Consider the following 18,190-nt stretch of genomic DNA (forward strand, 5'->3'; position numbering starts at 1 on the left):
CGAACGGGTCGCATTTTCATTCACGCGCCGTTTCTGACATTTTCATGACAGAACGCATACATTCCGATCCCACGATACAAAAAAGCCGCGCTCCTGCACGGATACGCGGCTCTTTTCGAGGCAATGATTTAAACAGTCGTTTAAATCGAGAACTGTTCGCGGTCCTTGCCGGCGATCCAGCGCGGCGGCTTGCCACGGCCCGACCACGTCGCGCCCGTTTCCGGATCGCGGTACTTCGCTGCCACGCCTGCGCGCGGACGACCGACCTTGCCTGCCTTCGCGCGGCTGAGGCCGAGTTCGGCGAGCGAAAAGCCGTAGTCGGCAATTTTCTGCTTCACGTCATTCAGCACTTCGGCGTATTCGCGCGACTTCGCTTCTTCGATTTGCTTCTCCAGCTTCTCCCGCTGGGCCAGCAGGTCCTTGTAAGAAGACATAGTTTCCCTTTCGATATGACCAATGGCGCCGATCTGCTGCCGGCTCACCATTCATGAAATATTTGTGCCTCGGATTTTGAAGGCAGAGATTAGCACAAAAAAGATTTGATAGAAGCAGGATTCACGAAAATCCCGAGACCAATTGTAATTCACGCATGTCATTTTGACCGGCCACGGCCTTTTCTCAAATTTTTACGCGCTTGCATAGAGATTAGGACATTACCCGATCCGGAAATAGGTCTATCAACATACGCAATTACCCGCATTCGGAAAAATCAAAGCTTTCATCCGGCGACATGTTTGCGAAAATCGTACGGCGCGTGACGCTAAACAGACAAAGCTGAATCCGCGGCCTCACGTCACATCCCGCGCGCTGGCCATCAACCGCTCGCGCAGTGCGCCGGCATCGCCGGGCACCGGGTCGAACGGCGTGCGCACACGGCGGCCGTCGCAGCGCCAGTCGGCGCCGTGACGGTCGACGCCGAGCAGGTCGAGCCCGGCGCGGCGCGCAGCGCTCGAGTCGTATGCGTCCCACAGCGCCCGTTCGTCGTCGAACCCGAGCGGCGGCAGCGCATCGAGGCCGGTGCCGTCCACCCAGCCCATCCGGCCGAATCCGCCGATATAGCGCAGCCGCTCGATCTCGAGCGCCCAGAACGTGAAATCGCCGAGCGCGAGATAGCGCGCGGCGTCGGGTTCGTAGCGCAGGTAGCGTGCGGCGACATGCGGCGCGTCGCCGAGCGGCACGAAGCGGCCGAGCAGCGTCGCGCGCTCGGCGTTCAGCACGTCGCCGTCCGGCGCGTCGACGACCAGGAAGCCCGCGCGCGGATCGGCGGCGAGGTTGCGTGTGTGCTCGGCGAGGCCGCTCACGAGAATCACGGGCCGATGATCCGCATCGGGTGCGAACGGCACGACCGTCGGATAGGGAAAGCCTTGCGGGTCGCGCGCGTGGGTCGCGAGCGTGCCGAGCGCGCAGCGATGCAGCAGGTGCAGGGCAAGGACGGGATCGATGTTCACGGTGACTCCTGCGATCGGAAGGCCTGGTGGCAAGGGTGGCGAAGGCGGGCCGCGCCGGAACGCGTCGGGCACGCCGCCTGCGCATCGATGTTACCCGCGGCGGCGGCTTGCCGGGCATCGGCCGAATGGCCGACGCGCCGCGTGAAGGCAAAGTGCGCGCCGATCACGACCGGCGGCACGGCCAGCGCGCCGGCAAGACCGTAAACGGTTCGATAGAATCGGACGAATCCGACGGGCGCGACGCGCCCGCGCATCGTCCATTCAAGAGCGTTCCGTGTCCGAATCCTCCTCCCGATCCTCGTCCGACTTTTCCGCGCCGCCCGACGCGCATCGCGTGCTGGCGTTGCCGGTCCGCCAGCGCGCACGCACGGCCACGATGGCGCTGTTCTTCGTCGCCGGCATGATGTACGCGTCGTGGGGCGTGCACGTGCCGACCGTGCGCGACAAGTTCGCGTTGAGCGCCGGGCTGCTGTCGATCGCGCTGTTCGCGGTCGCGGGCGGCTCGATCGCCGCGATGCTGACGATCGCGCGCTGGATCGCGCGCGTCGGCTCGCGCACCGCGTGCCTCGCGGGCGGGCTCGTGATGTCCGCCTGCGCGGCGCTGATCCTCGTGGTCCCCGATTACTGGATGCTGCTCGTCGTGCTCGCGCTGTTCGGCTTCTCGATGGCGACGCTCGACGTCGCGATGAATGCCGAGGCAAGCGCGGTCGAGATCGCGCTCGGCAAGCCGATCATGTCGTCGCTGCACGGGATGTTCAGCATCGGCGGGATGTCGGGGGCGGCGGCCGGCGGCGCGCTGTTGTCGGCCGGCATGGCGCCGGCCGTGCATCTCGCGCTCGCGGCGGCCGTCAGCGCCGCGGTGCTGCTCGCCGCGAGCCCGGCCGTGCTGCCGCACGTGCCGCATCACGAACACGCGCACGGCGGCGGCAATCGCTGGCGCTCGCCCGCGCTGTGGATGCTCGGCGGCATCGCGCTGATCGCACTGATCGCCGAAGGCGCGATGTACGACTGGGCGACCGTCTACATGCGCGACGTCGTCGCGGCGAGTCCCGCGCTCGCGAGCGCCGCGTATGCGGCGTTCTCCGGCGGGATGGCGGTCGCGCGTTTCGCCGGCGACGCGGTGCGCGCGCGCTTCGGCGCGCCGCAGCTGGTGTTCGCGAGCGCGTCGCTCGCGTGCGCCGGGATGATCGGCGCACTGCTGCTGCCGAACCCGATCGCCGTGCTGACGGGCTTCACGCTGATGGGCCTCGGCCTCGCGAACATGATGCCCGTGCTGTTCGCCGCCGCCGCGCGCGTGAAAGGCATCCACGCGGCCGAAGGCCTCGCGCACGTGGCCGGGCTCGCGTATTTCGGACTGCTGTTCGGTCCGGTCGTGATCGGCGCGGTCGCGCAGACGGCGAACCTGACCATCGGGCTGGCGGTCGTCGCGCTGTGCGCGGCGCTCGTCGCCGCGGTCGCGCCGAAGGTCCTCGCACACCTGAAGATCTGACCGCGCGGCGGGCGCGCCAAAAAGAAAGCGCGCCTGCGTTGCCGCAGGCGCGCTTTCACCCCTTCTGTCGACCGCTGTTCAGCTTACATCTTCACTTCGTCGAGCAGCGTCTTCTTGCCGCTCTTGTAGTTGTACAGCGAGATCACGCCGTGCTGCAGGTCGCCCTTCGAGTCGAAGGTCGTCGTGCCGATCACGCCCGAGTAGTTCGTCGCCGGCATCGCAGCGAGAATCTTCGCCGGATCCGTCGAGTTCGAGCGCTTCATCGCATCGACGATGATGTACACGGCGTCGTACGTGAACGGTGCGTAGATCTGGATCGGCTGGCCGAAGCGCTTCTCGTACTTCGCCTTGAACGCCGCGCCGCCCGCCATCTTCTCGAGCGAAGCACCGGCTTCCGAGCACACGACGTTGTCGGTCGCGTCGCCGGCCAGGTCGGCCAGCTTCTCCGTGCACACGCCGTCGCCCGCGAGGATCTTCGCGCGCAGGCCGAGCTGCTTCGCCTGTTTCGCGAACGGGCCGCCGGTGGCGTCCATGCCGCCGTACATGATCGCGTCCGGGTTCTCGCCCTTGATCTTGGTCAGAATCGCGCGGAAGTCGACCGCCTTGTCGTTGGTCGCATCGTGCGACATCACCTTCAGGCCGAGCGCCTTCGCCTTCTTCTCGAACTCGTTCGCGAGACCCTGGCCGTAGGCGGTCGAATCGTCGACCACCGCGACGCTCTTGATGCCCTTCGAGTGCGCGTAGTTCGCGAGTGCCGGGCCTTGCTGCGCATCGGTCGCCACCACGCGATACGTGGTCTTGAAGCCTTGCTGCGTGTACGCCGGGTTGGTCGCCGACGGCGAGATCTGCACGATGCCCGAATCGCTGTAGATCTTCGAGGCCGGGATCGACGTGCCCGAGTTCAGGTGGCCGACCACCGCGACGACCTTGTCGTCGACGAGCTTCTGCGCAACCTGCGTGGCCTGGCGCGGGTCGGCCGCGTCATCCTGCGCGTCGAGTTGCAGCGTGATTTTCTGGCCGCCGATCGTGAGACCCTTGGCGTTGATCTCCTCGACTGCGAGACGTGCACCGTTTTCGTTGTCCTTGCCCAGGTGTGCAATACCGCCCGTCAAGGGCGCGACGTGGCCGATCTTGACGACTTGATCGGCGGCCGCGTTGCTTGCCGCTGCAACGCACAGCATCGCCGCTGCGGTGATAGGCAACAGCTTTTGCATCTTGATATTCATGTAAGTCTCCAGTTTCGGTCCCAATAAACGCCATCGCCCGGTGCCCCGCTGCCATCCCTGTGTTTGCATTCACTGGACGATTCGCCGGTTGCATCGTTCATGCACTTGGCCTCAAGCACGTGGGAAGCAACCGCTTTTAGCAGCCGCCCGCCCGTACTTGCGCGCAAGTGTAGGTGATCAAATTAATTTGTGGGACTTTTTTGGGGTAGTGGTAACACTACCGATACGGGCGCTTTGGAATGACTGCTCGAATGTCGCCGCAAGCCCCGCCGGATAAGGGTTTCCGCTAGTTCCACGCGGCCTGGCGAAAGGTTGATTTAAAGCATTCCCGTGTCATTTCGATTCGGTATTTTGTGCGCGGGATCATTGAATGAAACGCGCGTGACGACGCGCGCGTTTCGTGTGCCGACGCGAGCCGCTCCGGCGGCCGTCGAATCGTTTACGCAGGCACCGCGCGCCATTCGGCGTCGAGCGCGTCGACGAGCTGCGACGTCGTCAGCGCGGCGTCGCGCCGCCTGGCGAGCGGCGCGCCCTGCCCGGCCCACAGCGACAGGTAGTCGCCGTCATTCGCGCGCGCGGCGGCCTGGCGCAGCGGCTGGGTCAGCGCGTTCTGCACCGGATACGGCGCGGCATCGGCCACGCGTTCGCCGAGCCGCATCATCAGCGCATTGCGCAAGCCACGCGCATGGCGGCCGGTGATCGCGCGCGTGACCTGCGTCGACGTATCGGCGCTCGCGAGCAGCCGCGCCTTCCAGTCCGCCGCGATCGCGCTTTCCGCACACGTCAGGAACGCGGTGCCGAGCTGCGCGCCCTGCGCGCCGAGCGCGAGCGCGGCGGCGATCCCGCGGCCGTCCATGATGCCGCCCGCGGCGAGCACGGGCAGCCCGGTCGCATCGACGAGCTGCGGCACCAGCGCGAGCGTGCCGATCAGCGCATCGTCGGCCGGGCCGATGAAGGTACCGCGATGGCCGCCGGCTTCGGCGCCCTGCGCGGACAGCGCGTCGGCGCCAGCCGCCCGCCACGCGAGCCCTTCGGCGACGTGCGTCGCGGTGCCGATCACGTAAGTGCCGGCGGCCTTCAGGCGCGCGACGTCGGCCGCGTCGAGCACGCCGAACGTGAAACTCGCGACCGGCACGCGCAGCGCGACGAGCGCGTCGAGCTGCGCGCGGAAGTCGGGTGCGTAACGCGCGGGCGCGCTGCCCGGCGGCAGCCCGAGCGTCGCGTTCAACGGATCGATCGCGGCGAGCGCGCGAGCGACGGTCGCCGCGTCGGGCGCGGCGTCGGGCGCGGCGTCGGGCAACACGAACAGGTTCACGGCGAACGGACGCGAAGTCGCCGCGCGAATCGCGGCGACTTCGGTCGCGAGACGGTCCGGCTCGAACGCGCCGGCGCCGAGACTGCCGAGCGCGCCGGCGTTGGACGCGCCCGCGACCATCGCGGCCGTGGTCGCGCCGACCATCGGCGCCTGCACGAGCGGCAGGCGCAGGCCGAAGCGTTCGGAAAACGGGGTGGAAAATGCACGGGCTGGCATGGCGAATCCTTCGGGGGCGATGCGCGAAAGCGCTTTGTAAAGGCCGACACGTCGACTCTATCGAAGCCGCACGCCGCCGAAAAATGAATAATCGAGATCGAAACGATCGCTGCGCGAGAAGCGGGTTCGGCACGCGGGTTCGAGCCGCGCATACCCGGCCGGCGCGCCGCTTGCGCGCGCTGCAGCGTCCGGGGATTGGTGGCACACTGGGCCGCCTCCATTTCCATCCGCGGCGCGCATGTCGCGCGCCCGTTCGCCAGGAGTTCAAACGTGACAGCCCAATGGATCGACATCCCGACCGGTAACGACAGCTTCGGCGGCTATCTCGCGCTGCCCAAGCGCGGCAAGGGCCCCGCCGTCATCATCATCCAGGAAATCTTCGGCGTGAACGCGCACATTCGCGCGGTCGCCGACCAGTACGCGGCCGACGGCTTCGTCGCGCTCGCGCCGGACGTGTTCTGGCGCACGCAGCCGCGCGTCGAACTGACCTACGAAGGCGCCGATCGCGACAAGGGTATCGAGCTGATGAAGAAGACCGACGTGGGCCTCGCGGTCGCGGACATCGGCGCGGCCGCCGACGCGTTGCGCGCGCGCCCCGAAGTCGCCGGCAAGGTCGCCGCGATCGGCTACTGCTTCGGCGGCCAGCTCGCGTACCGCGCGGCCGCGGCCGGCAAGGTCGATGCGGCGGTCGCCTACTACGGCGGCGGCATCCAGAATGCGCTCGACCTCGCCGGCAAGATCACGCAGCCGATCCTGTTCCACTACGCGGAGAACGACCACGCGATCCCGCTCGCCGCCGTCGAGCAGGTGAAGGCCGCGTTCGCGGGCCGCCACAACGCGTCGTTCCACCTGTACCCGGGCGCCGAGCACGGCTTCAACTGCACCGACCGCGCATCGTACAACCAGCGCGCCGCGGCGCTCGCGCACGGCCGCACGCTGACGTTCCTCGCCGAACACCTGTAAAGGCCGCCGGCGGCGGGTCCGGCGCGCCGGGCCCGCGTTATCCTCCTTTCATCGCCACGAGTCACAACGGGGGTGACCGCGATGCACTCGGACTATCTCGCGCATGACGCGATCGGCCTCGCCACGCTCGTGCGCGAACGCAAGGCGAGCCCGCGCGAACTGCTCGACGCCGCGATCGGCCAGGCCGAAGCGGTGAACGGCGCGATCAACGCGATCGTGCTGCAGGACTACGACGCCGCGCGCAAGCGGGCCGAGCAGGCCGGCGACACCGGCACCGACGCGCCGTTCGCGGGCGTCCCGTATCTCGTCAAGGATCTGGGCGCGGCGGTCGCCGGGCTGCCGCTGTCGATGGGCAGCCGGCACTACCGCTACTTCGCCCCCGCCGACGATTCGCCGCTGATCGCGCGCAGCCGCGCGGCCGGGCTCAATGTGTTCGGCAAGACCAACACGTCGGAAATCGGCCAGATGCCGTACACCGAACCCGAGCTGTTCGGCGCGTGCCGCAATCCGTGGGACATCGATCACACGCCCGGCGGCTCGAGCGGCGGCGCGGCCGCGGCCGTCGCGGCCGGCATCGTGCCGCTCGCGCATGCGTCCGACGGCGGCGGCTCGATCCGGATCCCCGCGTCGTGCTGCGGGCTGTTCGGCCTGAAGCCGAGCCGCAATCCGGTGCTGGTCGACCTGCCTTCGAACGGCGAGCTGGTCGTCCAGCATGCGGTGTCGCGCAGCGTGCGCGACAGTGCGCTGCTGCTCGACGTGACGACCGGCCAGACGCTGCCGCCCGGCGCGCCCGGCACCTTTCTGGGCGCGCTCGACGCGCCGCCCGGCCCGCTTCGGATCGGCCTCGTCGTCGACCCGATGCTCGCGCCGGCGCTCGCCGGCGACACACGCGCGGCGCTCGACGACGCGGCCGCGCTGGTCGAATCGCTCGGCCATCACGTCGAACCGGCGACGCTGAACATCGACTACGCGCGCGCGGCCGAAACCTTTCTCACGCTATGGGCGACGATCGCCGAGGAGCTGGTGCTGGGTGCGCGCGCGCTGACCGGACGCACGCCGAAGCGCGCGGAGTTCGAGCCGGCGACGTGGGCGATGGCCGTCGTCGGCAGGCGCGTCGCCCGCGCGCGCCTGCCGGACGTGCTCGAATGGCAGCGCCAGCTCACCGTGCAGGTCGCGGGCCTCGTGTCGCGCTACGACGCGATCCTGTGCGCGACGCTCGCGGGGCCGCCGGTCAAGATCGGCGAGCTGCAGCCGACGCCGCTCGAAGCCGCGCAGATGAAGCTGCTCGGCGCGCTGCCGGTGAAACCGCTGCTGCGCGAGATGCTCGCGAAGGCGTCGGAGAAGGCGTTCGCGTGGGCCGGCTGCACCGAGCTGTTCAACCTGACGGGCCAGCCGGCGATGTCGGTGCCGCTCTGGTGGAACGCGCGCGGGCTGCCGATCGGCGTGCAGTTCGTCGCGCGCCACGCCGACGATGCGTTGCTGCTGAAACTCGCGCGCCAGCTCGAACAGGCGCGGCCGTGGTTCGACCGGCGCCCGCCGCTGATGCAGGCGCAGCGCTGACGCTGGCGCGGCGGGCGGACCGGCCGACCGGCAGCGAAAAAAAAGCCCAGCCGGTTTTGCCGGCGGGGCTTTCGACGCATGCAACCGCGTGATGACGCTTACATGGAGAGCCGTTCGCAGATCGTCCGCGTCGCGGCCGCCGCGTTCAGCGTATAGAAGTGCAGGCCCGGCACGCCCGCGTCGATCAGGCGCTGGCACAGGCTCGTGACGACGTCCGCGCCGAACGCACGGATCGCGTCGCGATCGTCGCCGAAGCTCTCGAGCCGGCGCGCGACCCAGCGCGGCACTTCCGCGCCGCACATTTCCGAGAAGCGCATCAGCTGCGAGAAGTTCGTGATCGGCATGATGCCCGGCACGATCGGCACGTCCACCCCCAGCTTGCGCGCATCCTCGACGAAGCGGAAATACGCGTCGGCATTGAAGAAGTATTGCGTGATCGCGGAATTCGCGCCGGCTTTCACCTTGCGCGCGAAGTTCTCGAGATCGGCCTTCGGCGAGCGCGATTGCGGGTGGTATTCCGGATAGCCGGCGACTTCGATGTGGAACCAGTCGCCATGCTCGGCGCGGATGAAGCTGACGAGCTCGGACGCATAACGCAGCTCGCCGACCGCGCCCATCCCCGACGGCAGGTCGCCGCGCAGCGCGACGATATGCCGGATACCGTGCGAGCGGTACTGGTCGAGGATCGCGCGCAGGTTGTCGCGCGACGAGCCGATGCACGACAGGTGCGGCGCGGCCTCGAGGCCGTCCTTCTGCATGTCGAGCACGGTATCGAGCGTGCCCTGCTGCGTCGAGCCGCCGGCGCCGAACGTCACGGAGACGAATTTCGGCTTCAGCGGCAGCAGCTGCGCACGCGTCGCGCGCAGCTTCTCGACGCCCTCCGCCGTCTTCGGCGGGAAGAATTCAAACGAGAGTTCGATCGGTTTCATGATTCGCAAGAGTGAGCCCGGCCGTCAGCCGATGTCGCGCTGCCCGAAGATCAGCGCGGACAGCAGCCACGACACGATGCTGTACAGGATCGAACCGAAGAACGCCGACCAGAAACCCGACACCTCGAACCCCTTCAGCAGCGACGACGCGAACCAGAAGCACAGCGCGTTCACGACGAGGATGAACACCCCGAGCGTGACGATCGTGACGGGCAGCGTCAGCAGGATCAACACCGGCCGGATCACCGTGTTGATCAGGCCCAGCACGACCGCGATGATCAGCGCGGTGCCGAAGCTCTTGATGTGGATCGACGGCACGAGGTACGTGATGATCAGCAGCGCGAGGGCGTTGATGACCCAGGTGAGGATGACGCTCATGGAGGGCTCCGGTTCGGTTGTCGATCTGGTCGGTCAATGCTCGGTGACCGCCGCCGGCCGCCACGCGTGCCCGCGCAGCGGCGGACATGACGCGACGGCCGGCGATCCGGCACCGTGCCGCCGTACCGCGCCCGCCCGATGCGGGACGCCCGCGGCACGGCGGCGACGGCGCATCAGTAGCGGTAGTGGTTCGGCTTGAACGGGCCGTCCTTCTGCACGCCGATGTACGCAGCCTGCTCGTCCGACAGCACGGACAGGTTCGCGCCGATGCGCGCGAGGTGCAGGCGCGCGACCTTTTCATCGAGGTGCTTCGGCAGCACGTACACCTTGTTCTCGTACTCGTTGCCGCGCACGAACAGCTCGATCTGCGCGAGCGTCTGGTTCGCGAACGAGTTCGACATCACGAACGACGGGTGGCCGGTCGCGCAGCCGAGGTTCACGAGGCGGCCTTCGGCCAGCAGGATCACGCGCTTGCCGTCCGGGAAGATGATGTGGTCGACCTGCGGCTTGATGTTTTCCCACTGGTACTGGCGGGTCGACGCGACGTCGATTTCCGAGTCGAAGTGGCCGATGTTGCAGACGATCGCGTTGTGGCGCATCGCCTTCATGTGATCGTGGTTGATCACGTGGTAGTTGCCGGTCGCCGTCACGAAGATGTCGGCCTTGTCGGCCGCGTATTCCATCGTCACGACGCGGTAGCCTTCCATCGCCGCCTGCAGCGCGCAGATCGGGTCGATTTCGGTGACCCACACGGTCGCGCCCAGGCCGCGCAGCGATTGCGCGCAGCCCTTGCCCACGTCGCCGTAGCCCGCGACGACCGCGACCTTGCCCGCGATCATCACGTCGGTCGCGCGCTTGATGCCGTCGACGAGCGATTCGCGGCAGCCGTACAGGTTGTCGAACTTCGACTTCGTGACCGAGTCGTTCACGTTGAACGCCGGGAACGGCAGGCGGCCGTCCTTTTCCATCTGGTACAGGCGGTGCACGCCGGTCGTGGTTTCCTCGGTCACGCCCTTGATGTGCGCGAGGCGCGTCGAGTACCAGGTCGGGTCCGCGTCGAGGTGCTTCGCGATCGACTTGTACAGCGCGACTTCTTCCTCGTTGGTCGGCTTCGCGATCACCGAACGGTCCTTCTCGGCCTTCGAGCCGAGGATCAGCAGCAGCGTTGCGTCGCCGCCGTCGTCCAGGATCATGTTCGCGAATTCGCCGTTCGGCCATTCGAAGATGCGGTGCGAGAACTCCCAGTATTCGTCGAGCGACTCGCCCTTGAACGCGAACACCGGCGTGCCGGCTTCGACGATCGCGGCCGCGGCATGGTCCTGCGTCGAGAAGATGTTGCACGACGCCCAGCGCACGTCCGCGCCGAGCGCCTTCAGCGTCTCGATCAGCACGCCGGTCTGGATCGTCATGTGCAGCGAACCGGCGATGCGCGCGCCCTTCAGCGGCTGCTGCGCCTTGTATTCGTCGCGGATCTGCACGAGGCCCGGCATTTCGGTCTCGGCGATGTTCAGTTCCTTGCGGCCCCAGCCGGCAAGCGCCATGTCGGCGACGATGTAATCCTTGGAAGCCTGGGAATCGATAATGGCGTTCATCACGCCCTCCTTTCTAAAAAAGTTCTAGAAATTGGTGACGTGAGCGCCGTTCAGGAAGCGGGGCCGGTGCAAATATCGCCGCACGGCTGCTTGGTGAAGCTTTCCGAGCCTGGCGGACGCAGGATGGTCCGTCGCAACGCTCCTCGGAAAACGGGAGGGATTGTAGCAAATCGGCGCGGGAAATGCGCGCCGCGCGCCGCGTCGGCGCGCGTGGGCTGCCGTGAAAGGGTCAGTTCTCCGCGCCGACCCACGCCTGTTCGCGCAACCGCGCGCGCAGGCGCGCGACGGCCTGGCTGTGCAGCTGGCACACGCGCGACTCGCTGACTTCGAGCACCGCGCCGATCTCGCGCAGGTTCAGCCCGCGCTCGTAGTACAGCGACATCAGCAGCTTCTCGCGCTCGGGCAGCCGGTCGATCGCGTCGACGAGTGCCTCGCGCAGGTGGTCGTCGAGCAGCGCCGACAGCGGATCGGCGTGATCGACGCGATAGCGGTCGAGGAACGGCTCGTCGTCGGCCGCGCGGTCGAAATCCTCGTAATAGATGAGCTGGCTGCCGTGCAGGTCCTGCAGCATCCCCTGGTATTCGTCGAGCGGCATCTTCAGGTGCTGCGCGATCTCGGTCTCGCTCGCCGAGCGGCCGAGCTGCTGCTCGACCTGGTGCACCGCGTGCTCGACCTCGCGCGACGTCTTGCGCAGGCTGCGCGGCAGCCAGTCGTTGCTGCGTAGCTCGTCGAGCATCGCGCCGCGGATGCGCTGGGTCGCGTAGGTCTCGAACTGCGCGCCCTGGTCTTCCTTGTAGCGGCCGGCCGCGTCCATCAGGCCGATCATGCCGGCCTGGATCAGGTCGTCGAGGTCGACGCTCGCCGGCATCTTCGCGACGAGCTGCAGCCCCAGGCGCCGCACGAGCGGCGCGTATTGCGCGAGCACGTCGGCCTGGGTCATCTTTCCCTGAGCGTTGTACATCATGGCTCTCTCCTTGCGGTGGCGCTCACGCGGCGTGCGCCGCACCCGCCTCGTAAGACGGCTTGCCGCCCGCATGCACGGCGCGCCCCGCGCCCGTGCCCGGGCGCATCGGCCAGTACAGCAGGTCGGCGGCAATCTGCCGGTAATCGCGCGCGGCGGCCGACGACGGAAACGCGTCGACCGCGGTATGCATCAGGTCGCGCGCATGCTCGACGAGCGGATCGGCGGTCACGCAGCCGGCGTCGGCGATCGACACCGTCAGGTAGCGGCTCGCGACGCCCGCGAGGTTGTCGAATGCGGTCCTCGCGTCGGCGTGGCTGCCGACGTGATTGGTCAGCACGCGGAACTGCGCGACCGCGTGCGCGAAATGCAGCCGCTTCATGCACGCGTACGCCTCGGTGATCGCCTGCGCGGCGACCCGCGTGACGATCAGCACGTCGTGCGCCTCGCGCGCGAGCGCGGAGAACCCGCCGTCGGCGCCGAGCTGCGCGTCGACCAGCACGATGTCGGCCTGGCCGTCGACGAAGTCGCTCAGTTCCGTATCGTCGTAGCCGTCGCGTGCGAGCCGCGCGGCCGCGCACAGGCCGAAGCCGGCGGCGACGCGCGTGCGTTCGCCGTCGCGCAGCCACGCGCCCGCGAGCGTCGCCGTGGCCGACTGCACGTCGGCGCGCTCGTCGACGACGAGCACGTCCTTGCCGAGCGCGGTCAGCGCCGCCGCGAGGTTCACGACGGTGGACGTGCAGCCGACGCCCGCCGGCCCGCCCGTCACCGCGACGATGCGCGACGCGCGCCCGGCCAGCAGGCGCCGCAGCCCTTCGGCCTGATCGATGATCCGTTTATCCAAATCGCACCTCGTGCAGCTCGGCGGTGGAACGTGCGGTCAGTGCGGACAGCAGCGTCGGCATGTCTTCGTCTTGCGGCACGAAGGGCGAGCCGTCGCGCGGCACACAGAACGCGCTCTTCAGCAGGAATTTGGTCGACGCGACGTACAGGTTCTCCGGCACCTTCTGGCCGGTCGACACGTAGTGGACCGGCAGCTTGTAGCGGATCACCGTGTCGAGCACGCCGCCGAGATGGGTCGCCTCGTCGAGCTTGGTCAGGATGCAGCCGGCGAGATCGGGGTGTGCCGCGTGCGGATGGTCGGCCGCGCTGCGGTAGGCCTGGACGACCTCGTTGAGCGTGTCGCCGTGGCTCGTCGCGTTGAGCAGCAGCAGGCGCTGCACCGGCGCGTTCGCACCGTGCAGCATCGCGATCTGGTCGGACAGCGCGCGGTCCCGCTGGCTCATGCCGATCGTGTCGATCAGCACGATGTGCTTGTTGCGCAGCTCGGACAGCGCGAGCTCGAGATCGCCCGCATCCTTCACCGCATGCACGGGGACGCCGAGGATCTTGCCGAAGATGCGCAGCTGCTCGTGGCCGCCGATCCGGTAGCTGTCGGTGGTCAGCAGCGCGACCTTGCTCGCGCCGAAGCGCATCACGCAGCGCGCGGCGAGCTTCGCGGTGGTGGTCGTCTTGCCGACGCCGGTCGGCCCCATCAGCGCGAACACGCCGCCGCGCTCCATCAGCGCGTCTTCGCTCTCGAGCACCGGCAGGTTCGCCGCGAGCACCGACTGCGCCCAGTCGGCGGCCTGCTCGAAGGTCTGCGCGCCGTCGCCGGACGGCAGGTTGTCGACCAGCATGCGCACCAGCTGCGCGGAGAAGCCGGCCGAGAACAGGTGCCGGGTCAGCGCGCCGTGCACCGGGCTGCGGCGCTGGCGGTCGTGCCACATCAGGCTGTCGAACTGCGCTTCCATCATCCCGCGCATCGCGCCGAGCTCGTGCATCACCGTGTCGTTGACGATGCTCTCGACGCGCGCCTTCACCGCGTCTGCCACCGCGGCGGCGGCCTCGGCGGACAGGCGCGTGCGTTCGGCCGGCTTCGCGGCACCCGTTTCGCCCTGGCGGGCCGTCGCAGCGGCGGCCGGCGGCATCCGGCGCTCGGCGTCGCGCACGATGTCGCGCGCCCAGGCGGCAGGCGTCGCGGGTGCGGCGTCCTGCTGCATGCGGGCCGGCGCTTGCGGGGCGGTCGGGGCGGCCTGCGCGCGGGCGATCAGCGCTTCGCGCTGCTGGGTCAGGCGTTTCGCGTGCTCGACGAGCCACGGCGCGGGTTCGGACGCTGCCGACGGCGTGCCGGCGGCGGTGATCGGCGCAACGGGCGCAACCGGCGCGCCCGATGCCGCGGCCGTTGCGTGCGTGTCGGCATCCGCGTCGAAGGCGGTCGATTCCGCGGCCGGCTCCGTCGCTTCGGCGCGCGCGCCGAACACCGAGGAAAACACGTCCGGGAGCCCGCCCTCGCCTGCTGCATACGGATTGACGGCCGGGCGCGCGAGCCCGGCACCCGGGCGCGACACGATGCCCGGCACGGCTGCGGCCGGCACGGATTCCGGCGTGCGCGGCGGAAGGCTGCGCGCCCGGGCCGCGGCCGGCGGCGCGACCGCGGCGAGATCCGAATCGGCGAGCGCGACGATTTCGACACTGCCGTCATCGAGCGTGCGGTTCGACAGCACGACGGCGTCGGCACCCAGTGCCTCGCGCACGAGGCGAAGCGCGTCGCGGCTGGTCGCGCCGGTGAATTTGCGAATGTTCAAGCGGAACCCCCGATGACGTTAACGACTTTGATCGTGCGCGTGTCCGGCACTTCGGCATACGACAGCACTTTCAGTTGCGGCAGGCTGCGGCGCAGGAAACGCGCGAGCATCGCGCGCAGCGCGTGCTGCACCAGCAGCACGGGCGGCAGCCCGAGATTCTGTTGACGCAGCATCGCTTGCTGCGTGCCGGTCAGAAGGTTGTGCGCGAGGCCGGGTTCGAGGCCCGGGTTCGCGCCGGTGGCGAGCGCCTGCGACAGCACGCGCTCGAGATTCGAATCGAGGCCCATCACCTGCATCTCGCCCGCGCCCGGATACCACTGCTGCGTGATCGCCCGGCCGAGCGACAGCCGCACCGCGGCGGTGATCTCGTACGCGTCGCCGCGGCCCGCGTGTTCGGACACGGCCTCGAGGATCGTGCGCATGTCGCGGATCGGCACGCCTTCCTCGAGCAGGTTCTGCAGCACTTTCTGCAGCGTCGTCAGCGAGATCGTCTTCGGCACGAGGTCCTCGACGAGCGACGGCGCATCCTTGCCGGTGCGCTCGACGAGCGACTGCACTTCCTGGCGGCCGAGCAGCTCGGCCGCGTGCTGCACGACCAGATGGTTCAGATGGGTCGCGACGACCGTGCTCGCATCGACGACCGTGTAGCCGTACACCTGCGCCTGCTCGCGCATCGCGACGTCGATCCACACGGCCGGCAACCCGAACGCCGGATCCTGCGTCGTGGCGCCCGGCAGCGCGGCCGTCACCTGGCCCGGGTTGATCGCGAGCCACTGGCCCGGGAACACTTCGCCCGTGCCGATCTCGACGCCCTTCAGCGCGATCCGGTATGCGTTCGGCCGCAGCTCGAGGTTGTCGCGGATGTGGATCACCGGCGGCAGGAAGCCGATTTCCTGCGCGAATTTCTTGCGGATGCTCTTGATGCGCTTGAGCAGCTCGCCGTCGCTGTTCTTGTCGACGAGCGGGATCAGCCGGTAGCCGACTTCGAGGCCGAGCGGATCGATCAGCTGCACGTCGTCCCAGGTCGCCTCGTGGCTGTCGCCCGGCAGCGCGGCGGGCGGTGCGATCTCGGTCACGTCGCCGGCCGCCACGCGGGCCGCCGCGCGACGCGTCTGCGTGCGGGCCAGCCAGATCGCGCCGCCGCCGAGCGCGAGGAACGCGACGTGCGGCATGCCCGGGATCAGCCCCATCAGCACGATGATCGCGCCGGTGATGTTGAGCACGCGCGGGTTGGTGAACAGCTGGCCGGTGATCTGCGTGCCGATGTCCTCGTCGGTCGCGACGCGCGACACGATCACGCCGGCCGCGGTCGAGATCACGAGCGACGGGATCTGCGCGACGAGGCCGTCGCCGATCGTCAGCAGCGTGTAGTTGGTGCCGGCCGCGGCGAAGCTCATGTCGTGCTGCACCATCCCGACGATCAGACCGCCGATCACGTTGATCGCCATGATGATCAGGCCCGCGATCGCGTCGCCGCGCACGAACTTCGACGCGCCGTCCATCGACCCGTAGAACTCGGCTTCCTGCGACACGGCGAGGCGCCGCTTGCGCGCCTGTTCCTCGTTGATGAGGCCCGCGTTCAGGTCGGCGTCGATCGCCATCTGCTTGCCGGGCATCGCGTCGAGCGTGAAGCGCGCGGACACTTCGGCGATCCGCCCCGCGCCCTTCGTGATCACCATGAAGTTGATGATCATCAGGATCACGAACACGACGATGCCGACCGCGAAGTTGCCGCCGACGAGGAAGTGGCCGAACGCCTCGATCACCTGGCCCGCCGCGTCGGGGCCGGTGTGGCCTTCGAGCAGCACGACGCGCGTCGACGCGACGTTCAGCGACAGCCGCAACAGCGTCGAGAACAGCAGCACGCTCGGGAACGCCGCGAAGTCGAGCGGCTTCATCGTGTACATGCTGACGAGCAGCACCATCACCGACAGCGCGATGTTGAAGGTGAACAGCAGATCCAGCAGCAGCGGCGGCAGCGGCAGGATCATCATCCCCAGGATCATGCAGATGAGGATCGGGCCCGCGAGCGCGCGCAGGTTGGTGCCCGCGAACGGGTTCACGCGCTTGGCGAACAGGCCGGTGGTCGGGGTGCTCATGCTGCGTTCCCTTGCTTGCCGAGCGTGTCTTCGGCTTCTTCACGCTCGTCGTCGGCGGCGACCGACGACCCCTTGTCGAGGTCGGCCGGCACGTCGAGATCGACCGGCGCGGCCGGGAAGGCGCCGCCTTCCGAGCGGAAACGCTTGAGCTGGTAGACCCACGCGAGCACTTCGGCGACAGCCGAGTACAGCGAGCCGGGAATCTCGCGTTCGAGTTCGACGTTGTGATACAGCGCACGCGCGAGCGGCGGCGCCTCGAGCAGCGGCACGTTGTGCTCGGCCGCGAGTTCGCGGATGCGCGCGGCGACGAGGTTCACGCCCTTCGCGACGACCTTCGGCGCACGCATCTCGCCGTCCGTGTACTGCAGCGCGACGGCGAAGTGCGTCGGGTTCGTGACGACCACGTCGGCCTTCGGCACGGCGGCCATCATCCGGCGCCGCGCGATCGCGCGCTGCTGCTGGCGGATGCGGCCCTTCACGTGCGGATCGCCTTCGTTCTCGCGATGCTCGCGCTTCACTTCTTCCTTCGTCATGCGCAACTTCTTGTTGTACTGCCAGAGTTGGTAAGGCACATCGAGCGCGGCGACCACCAGCATCCCGGCGACCGTCGTGCCGCAGCACACGGCGACCAGATGCATCGCATCGGCGAGCGCCGAGCCGAGCGGCTGGGTCGCGAGACCGAGCAGCTCGTCCTTGCTGCGCCAGATCGCGATCCCGCCGATCCCGCCGACGACGAGCGTCTTCGCGAGCGACATCCCGAGCTGGATCGGCCCCTGGATCGAGAACATCCGGCCCAGGCCCGAGATCGGGTTCAGGCGGTCGAACTTCAGCTCGAAGGTCTTCTGCGAGATCAGCCAGCCGCCGAGCGCCATTGGCGCGAGCAGCGCGGCGAGGCCGGTGAGCGCCAGGATCGGCAGCAGCGCGGCGAGACCCTCGAGGCTCGCGCTGCCGGCCGCCGACAGCATCCGGTGCGTGTCGAACGCGGTCGCGCGGTCGAACGCGAACGCACCGCGCAGCATCGTCTGGAGGTGGGCGCCCGACGGACCCGCGAGCAGCCACGCGCCGTAGAACCCGGCCGCGAGCAGCGCGAACGAAGCCAGCTCGCGCGAACGCGCGACCTGCCCCTCCTCGCGCGCCTTCTCGCGGCGCCTCGGAGTGGCGGCTTCGGTTCTGTCGAGATCGCTCTCGTCTGCCACGGGGCCTCCAGTCGGGTACGGCGAAATGCCGTTCTCCAGTGACACCGATTATTCATGCGCGCGTCAAACGCCGATCGGTCGAGCAAAGCCTGGAAAGGGGGGTATTTCGAGGAATCGGGCGAGCGGGGGCGGCGGACGGCCGGCGGGAGGGTGCGGCGCGCGAGGAGACGATGGAAACTGCGTCCGCGGGG

At 68.6% G+C, this 18,190-nt stretch carries 16 protein-coding genes and 1 riboswitch; of the genes, 3 read left to right on the forward strand and 13 right to left on the reverse strand.

Annotated features, from left to right (window positions below):
• Positions 1-140: 140 nt before the first annotated feature.
• The 3 genes from DIE12_RS08835 to DIE12_RS08845 form a co-directional block, all read right to left on the reverse strand.
• Complete coding sequence (locus tag DIE12_RS08835; RefSeq protein WP_096508184.1) at positions 141-434, reverse strand: H-NS family nucleoid-associated regulatory protein; 294 nt, start codon at positions 432-434, stop codon at positions 141-143.
• 354 nt (positions 435-788) lie between these two features.
• On the reverse strand, positions 789-1,448 hold the full coding sequence (locus DIE12_RS08840; protein ID WP_124520488.1) for a HugZ family protein: 660 nt from the start codon (positions 1,446-1,448) through the stop codon (positions 789-791).
• Positions 1,445-1,702 carry a hypothetical protein gene (locus DIE12_RS08845; protein WP_124520487.1) on the reverse strand — a complete coding sequence of 86 codons (258 nt, stop codon included), beginning with the start codon at positions 1,700-1,702 and terminating at the stop codon, positions 1,445-1,447. The genes DIE12_RS08840 and DIE12_RS08845 overlap by 4 nt, the downstream gene beginning before the upstream one ends.
• 20 nt (positions 1,703-1,722) lie before the next feature.
• On the opposite strand from DIE12_RS08845, the gene DIE12_RS08850 reads away from it, so the two are divergent.
• The gene (locus DIE12_RS08850; protein ID WP_124520486.1) at positions 1,723-2,937 is read left to right on the forward strand and encodes an MFS transporter; all 1,215 of its coding nucleotides are present in this window, start codon (positions 1,723-1,725) and stop codon (positions 2,935-2,937) included.
• Between the two features lie 83 nt (positions 2,938-3,020).
• Here the strand turns inward: DIE12_RS08850 and DIE12_RS08855 are convergent, their stop codons facing one another.
• Both DIE12_RS08855 and DIE12_RS08860 read right to left on the reverse strand, forming a co-directional pair.
• A complete protein-coding gene (locus DIE12_RS08855; RefSeq protein ID WP_044846361.1) occupies positions 3,021-4,163 on the reverse strand; it encodes a branched-chain amino acid ABC transporter substrate-binding protein in 1,143 nt (380 codons plus the stop codon).
• A gap of 439 nt (positions 4,164-4,602) precedes the next feature.
• Positions 4,603-5,694, reverse strand: a complete 1,092-nt coding sequence (locus tag DIE12_RS08860) for a nitronate monooxygenase family protein (RefSeq protein ID WP_124520485.1) — start codon at positions 5,692-5,694, stop codon at positions 4,603-4,605.
• Between the two features lie 270 nt (positions 5,695-5,964).
• On the opposite strand from DIE12_RS08860, the gene DIE12_RS08865 reads away from it, so the two are divergent.
• Both DIE12_RS08865 and DIE12_RS08870 read left to right on the forward strand, forming a co-directional pair.
• The gene (locus DIE12_RS08865; RefSeq protein WP_124520484.1) at positions 5,965-6,657 is read left to right on the forward strand and encodes a dienelactone hydrolase family protein; all 693 of its coding nucleotides are present in this window, start codon (positions 5,965-5,967) and stop codon (positions 6,655-6,657) included.
• 81 nt (positions 6,658-6,738) lie between these two features.
• Positions 6,739-8,217, forward strand: coding sequence for an amidase (locus DIE12_RS08870; protein ID WP_124520514.1), 1,479 nt, complete (start codon positions 6,739-6,741; stop codon positions 8,215-8,217).
• A gap of 98 nt (positions 8,218-8,315) precedes the next feature.
• Here DIE12_RS08870 and metF read toward each other — a convergent pair whose 3' ends face one another.
• From metF to flhB, 8 genes are all read right to left on the reverse strand, one after another.
• The gene (gene metF / locus DIE12_RS08875; protein ID WP_044846364.1) at positions 8,316-9,146 is read right to left on the reverse strand and encodes a methylenetetrahydrofolate reductase [NAD(P)H]; all 831 of its coding nucleotides are present in this window, start codon (positions 9,144-9,146) and stop codon (positions 8,316-8,318) included.
• A gap of 24 nt (positions 9,147-9,170) precedes the next feature.
• The gene (locus DIE12_RS08880; RefSeq protein WP_006477367.1) at positions 9,171-9,524 is read right to left on the reverse strand and encodes a phage holin family protein; all 354 of its coding nucleotides are present in this window, start codon (positions 9,522-9,524) and stop codon (positions 9,171-9,173) included.
• Positions 9,525-9,697: 173 nt separating this feature from the next.
• The gene (gene ahcY / locus DIE12_RS08885) at positions 9,698-11,116 is read right to left on the reverse strand and encodes an adenosylhomocysteinase (protein WP_124486873.1); all 1,419 of its coding nucleotides are present in this window, start codon (positions 11,114-11,116) and stop codon (positions 9,698-9,700) included.
• A 34-nt stretch (positions 11,117-11,150) separates the two neighbouring features.
• A riboswitch (S-adenosyl-L-homocysteine riboswitch) is annotated at positions 11,151-11,267 on the reverse strand.
• Between the two features lie 78 nt (positions 11,268-11,345).
• Entirely contained in the window at positions 11,346-12,080 is a 735-nt protein-coding gene (locus tag DIE12_RS08890; protein ID WP_044846366.1) for an RNA polymerase sigma factor FliA, read from the reverse strand.
• A gap of 22 nt (positions 12,081-12,102) precedes the next feature.
• Positions 12,103-12,921, reverse strand: a complete 819-nt coding sequence (locus DIE12_RS08895; RefSeq protein ID WP_124520483.1) for an AAA family ATPase — start codon at positions 12,919-12,921, stop codon at positions 12,103-12,105.
• On the reverse strand, positions 12,914-14,704 hold the full coding sequence (gene flhF / locus DIE12_RS08900) for a flagellar biosynthesis protein FlhF (RefSeq protein WP_124520482.1): 1,791 nt from the start codon (positions 14,702-14,704) through the stop codon (positions 12,914-12,916). Before flhF ends, DIE12_RS08895 begins: the two co-directional genes overlap by 8 nt.
• Positions 14,701-16,803 (reverse strand): flagellar biosynthesis protein FlhA, encoded by a 2,103-nt coding sequence (gene flhA, locus DIE12_RS08905; RefSeq protein ID WP_124520648.1) that lies wholly within the window; start codon positions 16,801-16,803, stop codon positions 14,701-14,703. Before flhA ends, flhF begins: the two co-directional genes overlap by 4 nt.
• Positions 16,800-17,999, reverse strand: coding sequence for a flagellar biosynthesis protein FlhB (flhB, locus tag DIE12_RS08910; RefSeq protein WP_124486869.1), 1,200 nt, complete (start codon positions 17,997-17,999; stop codon positions 16,800-16,802). Before flhB ends, flhA begins: the two co-directional genes overlap by 4 nt.
• Positions 18,000-18,190 lie beyond the last annotated feature (191 nt).

The organism is Burkholderia sp. Bp9015, assembly GCF_003853505.1.
GTDB lineage: Bacteria > Pseudomonadota > Gammaproteobacteria > Burkholderiales > Burkholderiaceae > Burkholderia.

Bases quoted from the DNA above. Each gene is read 5' to 3' on its own strand.
- DIE12_RS08835 (WP_096508184.1), bottom strand. From the start codon at position 434: ATGTCTTCTTACAAGGACCTGCTGGCCCAGCGGGAGAAGCTGGAGAAG.
- DIE12_RS08845 (WP_124520487.1), bottom strand. From the start codon at position 1,702: ATGCGCGGGCGCGTCGCGCCCGTCGGATTCGTCCGATTCTATCGAACC.
- DIE12_RS08855 (WP_044846361.1), bottom strand. From the start codon at position 4,163: ATGAATATCAAGATGCAAAAGCTGTTGCCTATCACCGCAGCGGCGATG.
- DIE12_RS08860 (WP_124520485.1), bottom strand. From the start codon at position 5,694: ATGCCAGCCCGTGCATTTTCCACCCCGTTTTCCGAACGCTTCGGCCTG.
- DIE12_RS08870 (WP_124520514.1), top strand. From the start codon at position 6,739: ATGCACTCGGACTATCTCGCGCATGACGCGATCGGCCTCGCCACGCTC.
- metF (WP_044846364.1), bottom strand. From the start codon at position 9,146: ATGAAACCGATCGAACTCTCGTTTGAATTCTTCCCGCCGAAGACGGCG.
- DIE12_RS08880 (WP_006477367.1), bottom strand. From the start codon at position 9,524: ATGAGCGTCATCCTCACCTGGGTCATCAACGCCCTCGCGCTGCTGATC.
- ahcY (WP_124486873.1), bottom strand. From the start codon at position 11,116: ATGAACGCCATTATCGATTCCCAGGCTTCCAAGGATTACATCGTCGCC.
- DIE12_RS08890 (WP_044846366.1), bottom strand. From the start codon at position 12,080: ATGATGTACAACGCTCAGGGAAAGATGACCCAGGCCGACGTGCTCGCG.
- flhA (WP_124520648.1), bottom strand. From the start codon at position 16,803: ATGAGCACCCCGACCACCGGCCTGTTCGCCAAGCGCGTGAACCCGTTC.